20 protein-coding genes are annotated in these 18,365 nt (G+C 39.3%); 3 read left to right on the forward strand and 17 right to left on the reverse strand.

Annotated features, from left to right (window positions below):
- Positions 1-69: 69 nt before the first annotated feature.
- The 12 genes from HHO41_RS18420 to HHO41_RS18475 all read right to left on the reverse strand — a co-directional run bounded on the left by HHO41_RS18420 (position 70) and on the right by HHO41_RS18475 (position 11,896).
- Positions 70-378, reverse strand: coding sequence for a DUF4870 domain-containing protein (locus HHO41_RS18420; protein ID WP_169101380.1), 309 nt, complete (start codon positions 376-378; stop codon positions 70-72).
- Between the two features lie 278 nt (positions 379-656).
- The gene (locus HHO41_RS18425) at positions 657-938 is read right to left on the reverse strand and encodes a YokU family protein (protein WP_169101382.1); all 282 of its coding nucleotides are present in this window, start codon (positions 936-938) and stop codon (positions 657-659) included.
- Positions 939-948: 10 nt separating this feature from the next.
- Positions 949-2,373, reverse strand: coding sequence for a lysine 2,3-aminomutase (gene kamA, locus HHO41_RS18430; RefSeq protein WP_169101384.1), 1,425 nt, complete (start codon positions 2,371-2,373; stop codon positions 949-951).
- A gap of 108 nt (positions 2,374-2,481) precedes the next feature.
- Positions 2,482-3,864, reverse strand: a complete 1,383-nt coding sequence (locus HHO41_RS18435; protein ID WP_169101386.1) for a sigma-54 interaction domain-containing protein — start codon at positions 3,862-3,864, stop codon at positions 2,482-2,484.
- A gap of 87 nt (positions 3,865-3,951) precedes the next feature.
- Positions 3,952-4,803, reverse strand: a complete 852-nt coding sequence (ablB, locus tag HHO41_RS18440; RefSeq protein ID WP_169101388.1) for a putative beta-lysine N-acetyltransferase — start codon at positions 4,801-4,803, stop codon at positions 3,952-3,954.
- A gap of 61 nt (positions 4,804-4,864) precedes the next feature.
- A complete protein-coding gene (locus HHO41_RS18445; RefSeq protein WP_169101390.1) occupies positions 4,865-6,133 on the reverse strand; it encodes a peptidase in 1,269 nt (422 codons plus the stop codon).
- A gap of 14 nt (positions 6,134-6,147) precedes the next feature.
- The gene (locus HHO41_RS18450) at positions 6,148-6,810 is read right to left on the reverse strand and encodes a 3-oxoacid CoA-transferase subunit B (protein ID WP_169101392.1); all 663 of its coding nucleotides are present in this window, start codon (positions 6,808-6,810) and stop codon (positions 6,148-6,150) included.
- Positions 6,780-7,487: a CoA transferase subunit A gene (locus tag HHO41_RS18455; RefSeq protein WP_169101394.1), complete on the reverse strand. Its 708-nt coding sequence runs from the start codon at positions 7,485-7,487 to the stop codon at positions 6,780-6,782. The genes HHO41_RS18450 and HHO41_RS18455 overlap by 31 nt, the downstream gene beginning before the upstream one ends.
- The gene (locus HHO41_RS18460; protein ID WP_169101396.1) at positions 7,488-8,849 is read right to left on the reverse strand and encodes an aspartate aminotransferase family protein; all 1,362 of its coding nucleotides are present in this window, start codon (positions 8,847-8,849) and stop codon (positions 7,488-7,490) included.
- A gap of 130 nt (positions 8,850-8,979) precedes the next feature.
- On the reverse strand, positions 8,980-9,963 hold the full coding sequence (locus tag HHO41_RS18465; RefSeq protein ID WP_169101398.1) for a S66 family peptidase: 984 nt from the start codon (positions 9,961-9,963) through the stop codon (positions 8,980-8,982).
- Positions 9,964-10,093: 130 nt separating this feature from the next.
- Positions 10,094-11,563 carry an NAD(P)/FAD-dependent oxidoreductase gene (locus HHO41_RS18470; protein WP_169101400.1) on the reverse strand — a complete coding sequence of 490 codons (1,470 nt, stop codon included), beginning with the start codon at positions 11,561-11,563 and terminating at the stop codon, positions 10,094-10,096.
- Positions 11,564-11,740: 177 nt separating this feature from the next.
- Positions 11,741-11,896: a YjcZ family sporulation protein gene (locus HHO41_RS18475; RefSeq protein ID WP_169101406.1), complete on the reverse strand. Its 156-nt coding sequence runs from the start codon at positions 11,894-11,896 to the stop codon at positions 11,741-11,743.
- A gap of 201 nt (positions 11,897-12,097) precedes the next feature.
- Between HHO41_RS18475 and HHO41_RS18480 the strand changes: the two genes are divergently transcribed.
- Positions 12,098-12,670 (forward strand): DUF502 domain-containing protein, encoded by a 573-nt coding sequence (locus HHO41_RS18480; RefSeq protein ID WP_169101407.1) that lies wholly within the window; start codon positions 12,098-12,100, stop codon positions 12,668-12,670.
- Positions 12,671-12,700: 30 nt separating this feature from the next.
- Here the strand turns inward: HHO41_RS18480 and msrB are convergent, their stop codons facing one another.
- Together msrB and msrA are read right to left on the reverse strand one after the other, a co-directional pair.
- Positions 12,701-13,126 carry a peptide-methionine (R)-S-oxide reductase MsrB gene (msrB, locus tag HHO41_RS18485; RefSeq protein WP_481747104.1) on the reverse strand — a complete coding sequence of 142 codons (426 nt, stop codon included), beginning with the start codon at positions 13,124-13,126 and terminating at the stop codon, positions 12,701-12,703.
- 7 nt (positions 13,127-13,133) lie between these two features.
- The gene (msrA, locus tag HHO41_RS18490; RefSeq protein ID WP_169101416.1) at positions 13,134-13,673 is read right to left on the reverse strand and encodes a peptide-methionine (S)-S-oxide reductase MsrA; all 540 of its coding nucleotides are present in this window, start codon (positions 13,671-13,673) and stop codon (positions 13,134-13,136) included.
- 142 nt (positions 13,674-13,815) lie between these two features.
- On the opposite strand from msrA, the gene HHO41_RS18495 reads away from it, so the two are divergent.
- Complete coding sequence (locus HHO41_RS18495) at positions 13,816-14,580, forward strand: DUF4397 domain-containing protein (protein ID WP_169101418.1); 765 nt, start codon at positions 13,816-13,818, stop codon at positions 14,578-14,580.
- 119 nt (positions 14,581-14,699) lie between these two features.
- On the forward strand, positions 14,700-16,070 hold the full coding sequence (locus HHO41_RS18500; protein ID WP_169101420.1) for an RsmF rRNA methyltransferase first C-terminal domain-containing protein: 1,371 nt from the start codon (positions 14,700-14,702) through the stop codon (positions 16,068-16,070).
- Between the two features lie 80 nt (positions 16,071-16,150).
- Here HHO41_RS18500 and HHO41_RS18505 read toward each other — a convergent pair whose 3' ends face one another.
- From HHO41_RS18505 to HHO41_RS18515, 3 genes are all read right to left on the reverse strand, one after another.
- Positions 16,151-16,735 (reverse strand): YpmS family protein, encoded by a 585-nt coding sequence (locus tag HHO41_RS18505; protein WP_169101422.1) that lies wholly within the window; start codon positions 16,733-16,735, stop codon positions 16,151-16,153.
- Positions 16,736-16,816: 81 nt separating this feature from the next.
- Entirely contained in the window at positions 16,817-17,401 is a 585-nt protein-coding gene (locus HHO41_RS18510) for an SCO family protein (RefSeq protein WP_169101424.1), read from the reverse strand.
- 110 nt (positions 17,402-17,511) lie between these two features.
- Positions 17,512-18,354 carry a DegV family protein gene (locus tag HHO41_RS18515; protein WP_169101427.1) on the reverse strand — a complete coding sequence of 281 codons (843 nt, stop codon included), beginning with the start codon at positions 18,352-18,354 and terminating at the stop codon, positions 17,512-17,514.
- Positions 18,355-18,365 lie beyond the last annotated feature (11 nt).

Here is an 18,365-nt window from a genome sequence, read left to right on the forward strand (position 1 = left end):
CCTTTTGTTTTTTGATTTCCCATTGTTTTTGTTTGAAAAATGCGAAAAAACAATTAGATTCCTTTAGATTTAATCAAACCATGATCCAATAATAGGATATCGAAAAGGACGTTCATTAATTGCTTTAACAATGCCAACGATCGGAGTTATTATTGCAATTACTCCAAAAATAATGAGGAATGGAATTCCAATTAATATCCAAGAAAAAAAGGCAGACACTGAAATTAAAATACCAATAACAAAATGAAATATCAAAGCTTGTAACGATAAGCTTTTAAGTTCTCGATCTGAGAAAATAAAATATGTGATAATGGGAACTATTATAGGTGCAAACCAAGTACTAGCATGAATCAATATTTTGAGTCCCTTATTTTCCATTTTAGATTTACTCCTTTTTATATAATAATATTCAAGAAACCTTTATTCATTAATCATTATAAAGTTTGGGATAGAATATTACATCAGGCTAAGAACTAAATTGATATACGACCTAGGTCGTATTCTGAATAAAAATTTCGGTATTCTAAGTTCTTTTACATTTTCCAAATGCTGAGATTACTCCACAGTCTGGCCCGTTTGTTTAATATGAAAAAATTTAATAAATACGAAAAAATGACACCCCTATATGAGTGCCATTTAAAAGTTTGAAAGAATCATTAAGAAGAAAAATCAAAATAATTTCTCTTCAATAATCTTGGTAATTCCATAAGTCCCTGAAAGGTTATTGAACTATCAATTTTTTTCGTATCAACTAAAAACAATTGATCTTCAATTTCTTTAATAATGTTATCCGGCTGATACACCATGCCACATACCTGGCAGATAACCGCTGGGGTCATCGAAATTTCAATTGCCTTTGACCCATCAGGTAGTTCCCAATATACCGTGTTCTCACCGTTACCGGCGTTTTCGCCACACCATTCACATTTAATCTCCATCACAAATCACCTATTCCTGAACCGATGGATTATTTTTTGGATCATCAATTGTGCTGGATTTTTGCTGGGCTATAAATTTCTTTTCTTTTAACTCATCCCGTTTTTCACGTTTATCCTTTAGCGAAGAATGGGTGGGGTCTTGCTGATACTTTTGCCTTCTATCCAACCGCTGTAAATCTTCGGGGACAAGATTAAATTTTTTATCATTCATGACCGCAGATATTCCAACATTGGACTGGTACTTTTCATAATCCGGATACACGCCTTTAAAATAATCTTCTGCTGTACCTGGTTTATAATTCTGAGGTTCTGGGTAAGAGGTTATCACGCCTTCAAAATTCCGTAGCACCACTTTTTCCGTACTTTGAGAAATCAAATAATTCGGCTGCAACGAAATTTTCCCGCCCCCACCAGGAGCGTCGCAGACAAAAGTTGGGACTGCATAGCCCGAAGTATGCCCTCTTAAGCCTTCGATAATTTCTAGCCCCTTTGATATCGGTGCCCGAAAATGGCCAATTCCTTCAGAGAGGTCGCACTGATAAATATAATAGGGTCTAACTCGGATTTTTACGAGGTCATGCATGAGCTTCTTCATGATTGGTACACTATCGTTGATTCCCGCCAAGATGACAGATTGATTTCCAACTGGAACTCCGGCATTAGCAAGCATTTCACAAGCTCGTTTCGAATCCTCCGTAATTTCAATCGACGTATTAAAATGAGTATTGAGCCAGATTGGATGGTATTTCTTTAAAATATTGCACAAATTTTCAGTGATTCGCTGTGGAAAAACAACAGGTGCTCTAGTGCCAATCCGGATAATTTCCACGTGATCAATTTCCCGAAGTTTCTTTAAAATATACTCTAAAATATTGTCATTGATTAATAAACCATCCCCGCCTGAGAGCAGTACATCTCGGACTGCTGGCGTCTTTGCAATATAAGCAATTGCTGCATCAATTTGCTTCTTTGGAACACCCATCCCGATTTGTCCAGAAAATCTTCGTCTTGTACAATAACGGCAATACATCGAGCATTGGTTTGTAACAAGAAACAAGACGCGATCAGGATAACGGTGAGTTAATCCCGGGACTGGAGAATCTTCATCTTCATGAAGCGGATCTTCCAAATCATATTTTGTTTTATGGATTTCTTTTGAAACAGGAACAGATTGCATGCGGATTGGACAGCGTGGGTCATCTGGGTTCATTAGTGACGCATAATAGGGGGTAATGTTTAAGGGAATTGTTTTTGTCGAGATGCGAACACCTTCCTCTTCATCTTTGGTTAAGTTGATGACCTTTTTTAAATCATCTAATGTTCTAATCGTATTGGTAAGCTGCCAAAGCCAATCATTCCATTGTTCGTCGCTGACATTCTTCCACAATTCAATATCCTTCCAGTGCCTTGTTGGTTTATATAAAAAAGATTTCATATACATTCCTCCCACCCTATTACATGCAAAAACCATGCCAAAGGTGAAAACGGAATGGAACAAGCGAAAATCAACATTTCATCGATATAAAACATAAAAGAGTGCCGATTACTCGGCACGATATTTTTTGAGCTTATATTGAAGCGTTTGTCTTGGAATTTCCAATAAACCTGCAGCTTGATTAATATTGCCATTTGTGCAAGATAGCGCTTGGGCAATTAGCTCCCTTTCAAGTTGCTCGATATGATCCTTTAATGCCAATCTATCCTGGGACAAAGCTGGTAATGGCTTTTGATTTTTCAAAAAGATTGGTAATTCCGCCGCGGTTAAGATGTCCTGATCAGCCACATTCATCATATATTCGAGACAATGCTTTAGCTCCCGGACATTACCCGGCCATTGATACGTTAAGAACAATTTTTCAGTGTTCGAATCAAGACCCCTGATTTGTTTTCTTAACTTCTCGTTATAAAAATCAATAAAATGCTGCGTGAGGAAAAGAATATCGTCCCTTCGTTCGCGCAACGGCGTTAATTCAAAAGAAAGAACATTAAGCCGATAAAATAAATCGTGTCGGAGCTTTTCTTGTTCGACTGCTTTTAACGGGTGCAGATTCATTGCGACCATTACCCGAACATCGACGGTGATATTTTTGACACCACCCACTCGTCTTACGATTCCATCCTCTAAAACGCGGAGGAGTTTTGCTTGAAGATCGATGGGCATAGCATGAAGCTCATCTAAAAACAGCGTGCCGCCGTTGGCTACTTCAAATAACCCAGGACGGTCAACTGCACCTGTATAGCTCCCCTTTATTGTGCCGAAGAGGATGCTCTCTAGTAAGTTAGCCGGGATTGCCGCACAATTTTGCGCAATGAATGGTGCTTCTCGGCGCGGAGATGCGTGATGAACCCCTTGCACAAACAGCTCCTTTCCAGTCCCGCTTTCGCCAAAAACAATCATCGGTGAATCTGACCGAGCCAATTTCTGTGCAACTAGCTTCAATTGCTGAAATGATGGATTAATCGTTTTAATATCTTCAAATGTATAATGATTATGTTTTTTTCGAGATCGCATTTGCCGCTTCGCTGTTTCTAAATCTAGTAATCTTTCGTATAACTGTTTGATACGGGAGTAATCCTTGCCGATTTCCACCGCACCAACAATTTTTTCACGGTCAAATATCGGCAACGTTGTATTTAACGTCTCAATGATCTTCCCATGTATATTCAAATAAGACTGGGGTTGATTCAGAATGGGTTGTTTTGTTGATAACACTTTCAGGAGGGTACTGGTTCTTTCTGTTAAAGAGGGGAATACTGTAAGGATTGGTTTGCCAAGTACTTCATCCATTGTTAAGCCATCATGCTTTGCGGCTACCTCATTATAAAAAACAGTAACCCCCTCGATATTCACCACATGAATTGCCTCATCAATACTTTTTAAGATTGAAGATAACACTTCTTTTGTTAGTTGATTATATAAGAGCATTTATTTTCACCATCCCATTTTCAATATATGAAATGGTGCTGAAAATCTGTCACCTTTCATGCCAAAAACTCGGCATATCCCCTTCAATTATTTAGATAAATCTTTTACCCAGAGATTCATATTTTCAATTTGATCATAAATATAACAATTATTTAACAAGCGGCCCCGATAATTGTAGCCTAGTTGATAAAAAGCCGCATTCATTCCAAAAGATTGTGCTCTTGATAATGAATACGCACAATAAATATTGTTTGCTGTTAACTCTTCCTCCAACCTTTTTAGCAAAAGTTTAACGTAACCGTGCTTTCTGTGATTCAATAATGTAGCACAATCTGTTAATTCAGCATTTTTATAGGCTGAATTTACTTCTGCGGATGCCGCACTGATAATTTCCCCATCTTGTTCGATAACAAAATAAATGGTTCCATCCTGAAAGGTTTTCTCAATGTAAGCTGGATCATGAAGCGGTGTCGGATACACCTCAAACACTTCCCGGTACAGTTTCGCCAATTGTTTGACATCACTTTTTACAGCCTTCCTCAGCTTAACTGTCAATGGTGGAATGGTTGCTTTACTTTGGCGCTCAAGTAAATAAACATTTTTGATAATTTGATCTTCAAAAAGACATTGATCGTTTTCCATGCGCTCTGTTTGAAAATATTTGCAGAAAAAATACATATCAGAGCCGAGGAAGTATCCATCTAATTTTGCTTCACAAGTAAAGCCATGTTCAAGAAAAACGGTAAAATGCTCTTGTCTAACCTTACAAATTAATTTTTCAGCAGAAACCTTATCACATTCCAGTTCTGCAGCTTGGATTACCTTTTCCAAATTGCCCCGATAATCATCGATGCGGACTCGTTTGTTGAATGGATCGATAAATACTTCTAAAACATAAGCATCGCCAGAAATAGTTTGTGTCTGTGCTTGTTCTATCACGATGTTCCCCTCAATTCATTTCATTCATTAATAAAGTGCTTCTTATATTATATCGAAAAAATCATTTCGCGACCTCACACCATCTTATCATCGCAACGGCAATGATTTCGGCTGCGAGGTAGACATCTTTCAAATAGATAAACTCGTTTGCATCATGTGCCACCTCGGTCACACCAGGTCCAAACACGAGAACGGGAATATTGCCAACTTGCGAGAGAATTCCGCCATCCGTGCCCCATGGTGAAGCTTCGATTACTGGCTTCTGCTCCGTTACAGTTTGATAAGAGCTTGCTGCGGTCCTAATAAATGAATGATTGATCTCAAGTGTTCCAGGTAACCATCTACCACCAAACCACTCGATGATAACGGGATGTTCTTTAAACCAAGGGTCGATTAATTTAAGATTATCTAATGCTGTAGTCATTTCCGTTTCGGCATTTTCCATTGCTTCATTTGGAGCAACACCCATTCTTCCTTCTATGATAGCCAAGTCTGGTACGGAAGAGGGCCATGTACCACTGTTGATTTTACCGATGTTAATTGGGATTGGGATGCTGATTTTTTCATAGAGTGGATCGTTGATTCGTTTATTTCTTGTTTTTTCTAAACTTTGAATTTGTCTAATGACTAAATATGCCTTTTCGATTGCACTGATTCCTTCATATCTCGTGCCTCCATGAGCTGACTTGCCATGAACAGTAATGCGAAACCACATCGACCCCTGCTGCTTCGGGAAAAACTTCAGATTGGTTGGTTCAGGGATAATAGCCGCATCAGCTGTATAACCACGTAACAAACAAGCAAGTGTTCCCGCTCCTCCACTTTCTTCTTCAATCACACTTTCGAAAATCACATCGCCCTTTAGTTTAATTTGATTGGCACGAATTGCTTCGAGAGCAAGTAAAAGAGCAGCGGTTCCACCTTTCATATCAGTTGAACCCCTGCCAAACAGCTTTCCAGTTTTTATTACACCACTAAAAGGATCCTCCTCCCATTTTTCAATATCACCTTCGGGGACAACATCAATATGGCTATTGAGTATTAATGACTTACCACCCCCCGATCCAGGTAATATACCGACCACATTCGGATTACCGACAAAGTTGGTTCTGTCACAGCAAAATTTTGGGTGTTTTTGCAACATTTCCCCGCCTATTTCCCATATATCTAGACTCAAACCGAGCTCACGGCATTTTTCGATCACAACCGCTTGAGCACTACTCTCATGGCCTCTGACACTTCCTTCTTGAACAAGTTTGCGAAGAAGCGATGTCCCCTTGCCTTTGTTGGCTTTGATCCATTCTCTTATCTTGCCTTCAAATGGTTCCACCCTATCACTCCCACTTAAACAGAATGAATTTTAATTTTGTTTTCTATAGAAAATAAGCAACCAGTTTTTTTCACTACATCTTCAACCGTATACGGGGCAAACAATTCGCTTAATTGCAAGATTTCGTTTTGAATATGAAAAACAGCCATTTCAGTAATAATCATATCCACACATTTTGTTGCAGTTAGCGGTAATTGACAACTCTCAACTATCTTTGGTTTACCTGCTTTATCAGTGTGACTCATTAAAACAATCACCCGTTTAGCCTTTTGCGCTAGCTCCATTGCGCCTCCCATTCCAGGCACTTTTTTACCCGGAACAATCCAATTCGCCAAGTCCCCTTTACGGCTTACCTGTAATGCACCTAGAATGGTCATATCAATTTTCCCTGACCGAATCATCGCAAAAGCGGTTGCACTATCGCAGTATGATGCTCCATTCATGATTGTCACAGGGAATCCACCTGCATTACAAAGATTTTCGTCTTCTTCACCACTGTTGGGTCTTGGCCCCATGCCAAGAATTCCGTTCTCCGCCTGAAACATGACATGCTCCGTTTGCAAATAATTCGGCACTAAAGACGGAATACCTATTCCTAGATTAATGACCATACCAGAGGAGATTTCCATTGCTACCCTTTTTGCCATTAATTCTCGACTTTTCTCTCCCATGCCCACTTCCAATTCACCCCTTTTGTTTGCACCATTTTTGAAACAAAGATCCCTGGGGTCACGATTTCTTCAGGATCTAAACTGCCAAGTGGGACAAATTCTTCGACTTCAGCAACGGTAATCTTTCCGGCCATGGCGACGAGCGGATTGGTATTACGCGCGCTTTTATCGTAAACAAGGTTGCCAAATGGATCTGCTTTTTTGGCATAAATGATCGAAACATCGGCAGTTAGAGCAGGCTCAACAATGAATGGCTGACCATTGAGTTCTAGTACCGACTTATTTGTTGTCACGATTTTGTTGTTCAAGCCGATATCACTTAAAATTCCACCAATGCCTACTCCACCAGCACGAATTCTTTCTGCCAGTATTCCTTGCGGTGAAAATTCCACCTCAAGTTTTCCTGCAGTCATTAATTGCCCAGCAATAGGATTGGAGCCAATGTGTGAAGCAATCACCTTTTTGACAAGGCCATTACTGACCAATTTCCCGATTCCAATATCAGGAAAACCCGTGTCATTTCCAATTAATGTGAGATTTTTTATCTCTTTATCCAGAATTCCATCAATTAGCGATGGTGGTGAGCCAACCCCACCAAAGCCACCAAACATTAACGTCATCCCATCAAAAAAATAATCCAAAGCAGCCTCGAGCGAAATCACTTTTCCGAAGAAATTGTCCATTTAGCTTTCTCCTTTGAGGTTGTTAAGAGATGACAACCTCTGTTCAAACTGTGATAGGGTTAAGGTTAAGAGCCGTATAAGTTCATCAATTTCTCGTTTTGTAATGGTTAAGGGTGGAGCAATAATAACGGCATCACCGTTCACTCCATCAAGCCCGGCATTAGCTGGGTAAATGAGTAGGCCGTTAGTCTGGGCCAAGTCAATCAGCATCTTTATCGCCTGAACTTTCCGCGAGAATGGTTGTTTCGTAAATTTATTTTCAACCACTTCCATTCCAAGCATTAAACCCTTTCCTCTGATATCACCGATAAACGTAAATTGATTCATAAGCTTCATTAATTTATTTCGTAAATACGTCCCCTTTGGCTCGACAGCTGAAATGATTTGTTTTGTATCCAAATACTCAAGCACAGCTAAAGAAACTGCACATGCTTGCGGGTTTGCACTTAAGGTGTGCCCGCTCATGATAAGCTTCGATCCTGACAGAATAGGGGCGATTACTTTATCGCTGACTAATGTGGCTGCAATCGTTGCATAACCGGCTCCCATTCCTTTCCCTAAAGCAACAATATCCGGCTCAACTTCCCAATGCTCACAGGCGAGGACCTTACCTGTTCGACCAAAGCCAGTCATTACCTCGTCAGCGATAAATAATATTTCATTGCGTTCACATATATCTTTAATCACTTGATAATAGCCGTTCGGTGGAGTGATCGCTCCACCTGCTGCACCTATGATTGGCTCAGCAATAAATGCAGCGATATGTTCCTTGCCAATCCGTTTGATTGCATTTTCCAATTCATGGGCACATTGATGACCGCATTCAGGTGAGCGTAGTTGATAAGGGCACCGGTAACAGTAGGGAGGATTTATGGTTGGACAGTCGTCAAGATGAGGAATAAATCTATTTCTTCGCAAAGGATGCCCTGACATTGACAATGCTCCCATCGTAATACCATGGTAGCTAACCCAGCGCGACAAAATTTTCGTTTTTGTTGCTTTGCCCTGCTCTTGCCAATATTGAATCGCTATTTTCATTGCTGTTTCTGTCGCTTCGGAACCACTATTAACAAAGAAACTCCAGTTTAAATTTCCTCCCACTAATTGGGCTATTTTTTGAGCAAGTGCTTCAGCAGGCTCACTAGTAAATTGCGATCGATAAACAAAGGAGACCTTTTGAGCCTGTGCTTTCATCGCCTCGATAATTTCCGGCACACCATGACCAATATTGGAAGTTACTGCCCCGGAAGATGCATCCAAGTATTTTTTTCCAGCTTGGTCGTATAGATATACCCCCTTTCCATAATCAATCATAGGATAGTTTGCGTCCAAAACAGGTTTAATTAAGTATGATTGCTCCATTGTCTCACTCCGTTTCTTTGGCGGAAGAAAATTCGTATTTTAAAAATAGGTCTATTAAAAGTGTATGAACTGATTAATTTTAAAATGAAAAAAACAGACACGGTAATCGCTGTCTGTTTCCTTAAAAAGATTAATATTCATTTTGCTCAATCAATATTTCTGTCTCGGTTCCTTTGGCATAGATGGTTGCGGTTACACCTATGGGGAGTGTTGCAAATGGTTGAACGTGTCCAAAGTTAACATTAGCGATAACAGGAATGGTCTTGAGCTCTGCTTTTGTTTGAATAATGTGCTGTAGGGCACCTATCGTCATATTTGCATCTGTTTGAAATCTGCCAATTAATAACGCTTTAATTTCAGATGCCGAAGCGCTTTGTAATAGTGCCTGAAGCTCACGATCGAACCGGTGCGGATGTGTTTCATGATCATCCTCGATAAACAGAATAGCATCCTTTAATGACGGCATGAATTCTGTCCCCTTTAACAAATTCAATGCCGATAAACTTCCGCCAACGATACGACCCTCAGCCTTGCCATCATGAATCACAAAATAATGATCTTGCTCATGATAGGTTCTGCTATCCTGCTCCAGATGCCATGGATCCTCGCTCCAATAGCTTGATGGAGCCATTTCGTATGGAGAATCATTGGTTGTGGCATCCAAAAATGATTGCATCGTATAATCAAGGCCTTCTTTTACCCCAAAACTGGATAGGTCAGGACCCGCATATGTAACTAATCCTGTTTTTTGATATATCGCCAAGCTCAATGCCGAAATATCCCCATATCCACAAAATATTTTAGGATTGGCTTTAATGAGCTGATAATCTATGTATTGTAATAATTGATTGCTGTTATAGCCACCCACAGCAGCAAGAATTCCCTTCACATTTTCATCGAGAAACGCATCATGGATATCTTCAATTCTTTCTTCAATCGTCGAGCTAAACAACGCATCGTGAGCGTAAACATTTTTCCCGTATGTAATTGTAAATCCTAATGATTTGAGACGTTCAATTGCAATCTCGATTTGTTTTTCCTTTATCATTAGCATGCTTGTTGACGGTGCAATCACCCTTATTTCGTCACCAGGCTTGAGCCTATGAGCTAACATAAAATCCCCTCCAGTAATAGCTAATACATTATTTTATCATATTTTAGTTGCTAAATTGCTAAACATATACCCTGCAAATCATTGAAGAAAAACCTAGAGGGATTCCCCTCTAGGTTAGGATTTATTTATCTTATGCTTGTTGTGCGATTGTCTCAAATGACTTCGTTTGGACCTTTTCGATAATATCCCTAGCAATCCAGACTCCACACGCACTTGCTTGAGCCAAACCACGAGTGATTCCAGCACCATCGCCTCCAACATACAAACCATTAATTTCCGTTTCAAAGCGGTCGTTTAATTTTGGTCGTGCCGAATAGAATTTTGCTTCAACTCCATAAAATAACGTATGTTCTGAGGCTAAGCCAGGAGTGACATGATTTAACGCTTCGGTCATTTCAATTAAACTCTTCATGGTGTTATAAGGTAGAACAAGTCCTAAATCACCTGGTACCGCTTCCTTTAAGGTTGGTTCGATAAAGCTTTCTTTAATACGCTTTACGGTTGAACGTCTACCCTTTAAAATATCCCCGTATTTTTGCACAATAAGCCCTCCATTGGACACTTCATTGGCTAGCCGGGAGATTTCATGAGCGTACTCGTTTGGTTTATCGAACGGCTCAGAAAACGTATGTGATACAAGTAAGGCGAAATTGGTATTGGCACTACCTAATTTCGGATCACGGTAGGCATGTCCATTCGCGAGCATTGTTCCCGAGTGGTTTTCGACCACAACATGTCCAGATGGATTACTGCAGAAAGTCCTGACTCTTGTGCCAACCGATGTATTAAAAACAAACTTTCCTTCATATAAATGCTCGTTTATTTCTTGCATGACAATATTTGAGGTTTCAACACGAACACCAATATCAACTTGATTATTGATCATACCCAATCGACGCGATTTAAGAATCTCAGCTAACCACGTTGACCCGTCGCGGCCAGGAGTAATCACGACTTTATCAGCATATATGGATTGTCCATTTTTCAAATGAATCCCTGTTACTTTAACGCCATCACTTGTTTTCTCAGTGAGTAAATCTGCAACTTCAGTTTTAAATGCCATGTCAATTTTATCGTTTAAATATTCAAAAATACTTGCCATAATTTGTAAATTTTGTTCCGTACCCAAATGGCGTACTTGGGCACGAAGCAACTTCAAACCTACGGCATAACCACGTCGTTCGATTTCTTTTACTTTATCGGTTAATGGGTCAGTGATACTTTCCGTTGCTCCATGTGACAAATTAATATTATCGACATATTTAATCAAATCCAGCACGGTTGATTCAGGTAGGTAATCCGTCATCCAGCCGCCAAATTCGCTGGTGATATTAAATTTCCCATCGGAATACGCTCCCGCTCCACCAAAACCGTTTGTAATTGAACAGGCTGGTAGGCAGCCAGCAAAGTCCTTTCGCCCAGCTGCAGGGGGACATTTTTCAATTTTCTTTTGTAAAATTGGACAGTTTCGTTTATAAATATCGTGGCCTTTATCCACGAGCAATACTTTAGCATTAGGCATTTTCAAAGTTAATTCATAGCATGTAAAAATTCCAGCTGGGCCTGCCCCAACCACAATCACATCATAATTCGATCTCATCAAGAACTTCCCCCAGACGTAAGTGATCTTCGGATATTTCACAATCCCATTCGTAAATATAACAGAATCACCGGGTTCAGTCAAACAAAACACGAACATTTTTCGATAAAAACAATTAAAACATTCGCAAAAACTAAGACTTACGGCGTAATCCCCTCCGCAAGTCTCATTTATTGTTTACTTTACGTAGTAGCAGCTCGCTCCAATAATAATCAACAAAATAAACAAAACAACGATTAACGCAAAACAATTACCATGCCCATATCCATAACCATATCCACAAGATGGATAGGCTGGTGCTGCAACACCACAACCGCCATAGCCATAATGCATACCTCATCACTCCTCGTTTTTTAATGTACATTGATAAGGTATGTAATAGGTACTTGTCTCGTATGTATTTTTGCCCAACATTTTTTCATCACTCTTACTCCTTGAAAACTGACTGCAATTTGGCAAACAAAATTACAAGATATTGATGAGATTTGATACACTAGAGTGAGGAATTTTTTTAGATGTGGAGGATATCATTACGTGAAAAATCTTGTCAAAAATTTTATAAACGGAATCTTAACGATTGTTCCTATTATTTTAGTAGTTTATGTAATTTACAAAACATTTATGTTTCTTGATAGTATTCTCGGAAACCTGCTAAGACCCTATTTAAAGGATGATTATATTCCTGGTATTGGCTTGTTAGTCACGATTGTTCTCATAACCTTACTGGGTTGGATGTCGACAAAGTTCATTACTGGCAAGGTGATACGTGTCATCGACTCCATCTTAGATAAGATCCCGTTTGTGAAAACTGTTTATTCCGTCATTAAGGATACCATCCATTCATTTTTAGGTGAAAAGAAATCATTTTCCAAAGTTGCCCTTGTGACCATTCCTGGTACGGAAATGAAGAGTATGGGATTTATCACAGCGGAAGAACTCGACAAATTTTATCAACCTCTGGGAAATTACATCGCTGTCTATGTGCCACAAACGTTTCAAGTGGCAGGGTTCACCTTTTTAATACCGAAAGAACAGGTTGAAATCATAGATGTAAAGCCTGAGGATGCGATGAAATTTATCTTGTCTGGCGGAATGACGAATAAATAAGAAAAGCCGCATGTAACTGCGGCTTTTTTATTATTCATTCTCAAAAAGATGCAACCATTCACCATAGCCAGCTTCAACAAGTCCTTCTTTTGGAATAAAGCGGAGTGCAGCTGAATTGATGCAATAGCGCAAACCTGTTGGAGCAGGTCCATCATTAAAGACATGTCCTAAATGGGAATCAGCACTTTTGCTTCTTACTTCAGTTCGGATCATAAAATGGCTATGATCCTGTTTCTCGATGATTTCTTCTCCTTCTAGTGGCTTAGTAAAGCTTGGCCAGCCGCAACCAGCATCAAATTTATCCTTTGAACTGAATAATGGCTTTCCAGAAACAATATCAATATAAATACCTTCTCTTGTTTCGTTCCAATATTCGTTTCTAAAAGGTGGCTCTGTCGCATTATTCTGTGTGACTTCGAACTGGACTGTCGTCAATTTCTCCTTTAATTCATCGATGTTTTTCTTATTCAAACTTCTCCCTCCAATGCTTGCGAAAGTATGCATCCCTACCTGAACCTACACGATAGCGTTCATAATGAGGCTTGTTTTTCTTATAATAATCCTGATGATATTCCTCGGCAGGATAAAATGGTTTTGCCGGAAGGATTTTCGTAACGATAGGTTTAGAGAACCGCCCACTTTCGGCAAGTGCCTGTTTAGAGATTTCCGCCAACCGCTTCTGTTCTTCGTTATGATAAAAAATCACCGTTTGATACGAGGTCCCTCGATCATAAAATTGACCTCCCGGGTCGGTCGGATCAATTTGCTGCCAAAATAACTCCAATAATGTCCCGTATCGGAAAACTTCAGGATCAAATGTAATTTCAACTGCTTCATAGTGTCCGGTTGTTTCAGAGCAAACTTGTTTATAAGTGGGATTTTCAACCGTGCCTCCTGTATAGCCGGAAACAACTTGAACGATACCCGGTTGTTCGTCAAATGGCTTGACCATACACCAGAAGCAACCTCCAGCAAAGGTCGCTTTTTGTAACTGCCGGTCCATTAACCACACCTCCTTTATCATTTTTACTATACCCACTATTTTAACGTCTTTTTGACATAATGAAAAATAAATGCCCGCACACACCTTCAAAGCCCAAGATGCATATGTTATCGAAGAAGTTTTATAGATAGGAGCGACGCGTATGTCACAAAAGCGAAATGGGCAGGATTATTTTGAGAAAGCTGCTTCATATGATGTGATGGCTAATTATTATAAATACTTAGACCCCAATTTATACATCCACTATTATAAAAAGCATCTCCACGCACTTTCCAGAGCATTTCAGACGATCCAAGAGGACAATAGACTACCTGAACAAGCGAGTCTTGGAACCGGAATTATTCGTGTTTTACATGGTTCTAGTGACACCGGAAATATTGATGTATATATTAATGCAATTCGCGTGTTTCGGAACCTCCCCTACAAAGAAGTGAGTCATTATTTATCATTACCAAGTGGTAAATACCATCTAGACATTTATCCTGCTGAAAATCAAGTGACTAGTATTTTAAATAAGCGTATTACTGTGGAACCCGGAAAAATATATACTCTGCCGATGATTGGCAGTGAGAATAAGCTTCGTTTGCTCTCTTTTGAGGACCATCTCCATGTCCCAGAAGGTGAAAGTAAGTTCCGTTTTATCCACCTTTCTCCTCGCACCCAAGCGATCGATGTTGCCGTTGTAAAAGGTGATGTAGTTTTCCCAAAAGTTTCATTTAAGGAAGCCACACCATACCTGGGAATCACGCCAATGACTGTAGACTTAGAAATTAGAAATGCCGGTACAAAACAAGTAATATTACCACTGCATCAATTACAATTTAATCCTAACGAGGTTTATTCAATTGTTGCCACAAATTCTCAACATAACGAACATTCCTTTGAGACCTTTATAATCAGAGGCTAGGCGACCGGTTGTCCGGTCGTTTTCATTTATCTGGAGGCTCTGCAAATTTTAGACTTGACTCATTTTTGAAAAAAGCAAATAATCGTTTGTAGGCAAATTAGCTGAAAGGAGCTCAATAAGTGAATTTACCAGAACCATTTATAAAAAGAATGACCCATTTACTAAAAGAAGAAGCTAATCCATTTTTCGATACATATAAACAAACTAAAGCAAGTGGACTAAGAGTGAATCCCCTTAAGCTTTCCCTTTCGGAATGGGAAGCACTATCACCATTTGACGTGAAACGAATTCCATTTGTGGAAACTGGCTATTACTATGATCCTGAACATGATCAACCTGGAAAGCACCCTTATCATGCGGCGGGGCTTTACTACATGCAAGAGCCAAGTGCCATGTTTGTCGCAGATGTACTAAAGCCTGAAAGCACTGATACTGTCCTTGATTTGTGCGCTGCACCGGGGGGGAAAACGACTCAACTCGCCGGTTACATGGAAAATGAAGGAATTCTTGTCGCTAATGAGATCAATCCAAAGCGAGCCAAAGCGCTATCAGAAAACGTGGAGCGAATGGGAATAAAAAACGCGATCGTGTTGAACGAAGCACCTGAAAAACTGGCGGAGCGGTTCGAAGGATATTTCAATAAAATCCTCGTTGATGCACCTTGTTCCGGAGAAGGGATGTTTCGCAAGGATGAGGATGCGATTGCGTTTTGGAGCGAAGCTCATGTCGACCACTGTGCCAAGCAACAGCGCCATATATTGAAATCTGCTTACAGTATGTTAAAAGAGGGAGGAATTCTTGTTTATTCCACCTGTACATTTTCGCCGGAGGAAAATGAACAAACAATTGAAGATTTCCTCAACAACTTTCCTGATATGGAGCTATTACCAATTGAGGAAAAGCCAGGGATTGTTGATGGGAATCCCGCTTGGAGTAAAACAGGCAATGTAGAGCTCACTAAGACAAAACGTCTCTGGCCACATCATCTGTTTGGCGAAGGTCATTTTGTAGCCAAGCTAATTAAGCATGGCTCAAATCCACCTTCTAAGCAAAAACCGCTTGGCAAGGGGCCTAGTAAAAATGAGCTTCGTGATTTCTACAAATTTGCTCATGATACACTTTATCATGTACCAACTGGACCCTATTTTAGCTTTAAGCAGCAGTTGTTTTCATTACCAGAGAACTGTTTTGATTTTTCCGGATTAAAAGTCATTCGGGCAGGCTTGCACCTTGGAGAGTTTAAAAAAAATCGCTTTGAGCCAAATCATTCTTTGGCGTTATCTCTAAAGCGCAGTGAGGTAAAGCATATACATTCCATATCCCTTGAAACGGACGATTGGAAGCGGTATTTAAAGGGGGAAACGCTTCAATCAACTGGAGATTCCGGCTGGGTGTTAATATTGCTTAACGGTTATCCACTTGGTTGGGGGAAAGAAACGAAAGGTATCATTAAAAACTTTTATCCGAAAGGTTTAAGACTCTTATCATAGAAACAAATTGAGCAAGGACTGAACCACACCTTATCGCTTTTTTCGAAAAATCGATTTGGTGTGGTTCAGTCACCTTATCCCTAAGGATTTTTTGATTCAATTGGAACTAATAACGTAAATGAAATCTGATCCTTCTTTAAATCAAATTGATTGGCTTTTATTTGGATGCCACTTTTTAGTTTCAACTGCTGCAAGTCTACATACACTTGATTTTTATTAGGCTGGATCGTTACCCAATCCGGAAACTGATACATATCATCAACAACCTGTAATACCGTCGCTGAAGGTAAATGGAATCTGCCTAGCGATATTTCTTCTTCCTTTAAAACCAAATCGCCATTTTCTAACGCCTTTGGTGCAAATGACAACTTCATTTCAATATTTTGATTAAGGATAGGAAACGTTCCATACAAATTTACAAATTCATCTAGATGAATTTGATAGTCAATTACCCCTTCGTTTTCTTTTTGTAAATAATGATTGACAACAGTGTCCAAATCGCCTTTATTGCTCTGTACTTTAAACGATACAGCATCTGTATCCGGAGCTTTATTTTTCAAGGGCTTATCAACAGCCGGTGCGGTTAAGTAAAATATTAATATGCACATAAATAACAAATTTAAAGAAAGTAGTGCTAAAAATAAAAACTTCCATTTATTCTTCATCTTCAAGCATTCTCCTGTTTCGTCATGACTACTTTTATATTCTTTCTATATTTAATATAGAAAAAACCTTCCGAAGAAGGTTTATTTTTGTAGAGTTTTAATATCCTTGATAATTTCTTTGTACGGAATTTCCTCAAGACCGTCGTAATATTTCACGATATTTCCTTTTTGATCCATTAAATAAAAATCAATCCCGTGAATGACTTGATCTTCATTTTCTGGTTTTTTCACAACAGCTTTAAAATCCTTTAATGCCTTCTGTTCAATTTCTTCTTGCGTATAGCCTGTTAGAAAATGCCAACTACTATAATCTACATCGAAATTATCTGCGAACAGCTTTAATCGATCAGGGGTATCGACAGTTGGATCAACACTAAAAGATACAAGTTCTACATCCTTGATACCTTCATCTTTCAGCATTTTTTGCAACTTCGCCATATTTGCGGTCATTGGTAAACATACATCAGCACAAGAAGTAAAGACGAAGTCAGAAACCCAAACCTTGCCTTTCAAATCAGATAAGCCGAATGACTTACCATCTTGGTCTGTATAAGTGAAATCTTTTACAGGCCAATTCTTTGCGTTTTCAATTTCGTTTTGACCACATGCTGAAAGAATAATAGACAAAATGATAACGATTGCAAATGCACTAGCTTTTTTAAACATTGCGCTCACCCACTTTATTCAAATATATCTGAATTTTATTCTAGCAAACCTTTTGCAAAGAAAAAAGGAAAAGATGTGGATATTCCGACCTTTTCCTTTTTTTAAGTCAGTTATTCAAGATAATACATAAATCCGATTGCTCCAACACCCGTATGTGTCCCTATCACTGGAGTAGTATAGCGTATATCAATTTCAGAAAAGCCGGTCTGTTCGATGATAGCTGCTTTTAATTTGTTTGCGAGATCAAGCCCTTCAACATGAACGATTGAAACCCCTAAGATTTTCTTTCCAGTTGACTGTTCCACAAATTGCTTTGCCAAATATTTTACAACTTGCGAATGACTTCTTACTTTAGCCACTGGGGTATAGACACCACCATCGAGTGAAGCGATAGGTTTGATATTTAGGAGCGAACCGATCATCCCTTTGCCCTTTCCGATTCTTCCACCTTTTATCAAATTCTCCAATGTATCTACGACAACGAATAAAGTTGTTTGTTCACGTACTTTATCAACTTCCGCAACAATTTCTTCTCGAGATTTACCTGCCTTAGCCAGCTTTGCCGCTTCAATTACCTGAAATGCCAATGCAGCAGATATATACTTCGAATCAATTACGGTTACTGTGGCATTCGTCATTTTCGCAGCACTGCCTGCAGACTGAACAGTACCACTCATTCCACCTGTCATATGGATGGAGATCACTTCATACCCCTCATCATGAAGGCGATCATACACTTCAACAAAGGTTCCCACAGCTGGTTGTGAGCTTTTCGGAAGTTCAGGTGCTTCTTTCATCTTTTTAATAAATTCAATCGGAGAAATATCAACGCGATCTATATAAGTCTCCCCGTTAATATGAATGGATAATGGTACCACTTCAATGTCATATTGACTTAATTCCTCATCCGTTAAATCCACAGTGGAATCGGTTACAATGCGAATCTTACTCAATTTTTCACTTC

The organism is Bacillus sp. DNRA2, assembly GCF_012843265.1.
Taxonomy (GTDB): Bacteria; Bacillota; Bacilli; order Bacillales; family Cytobacillaceae; genus Bacillus_BU.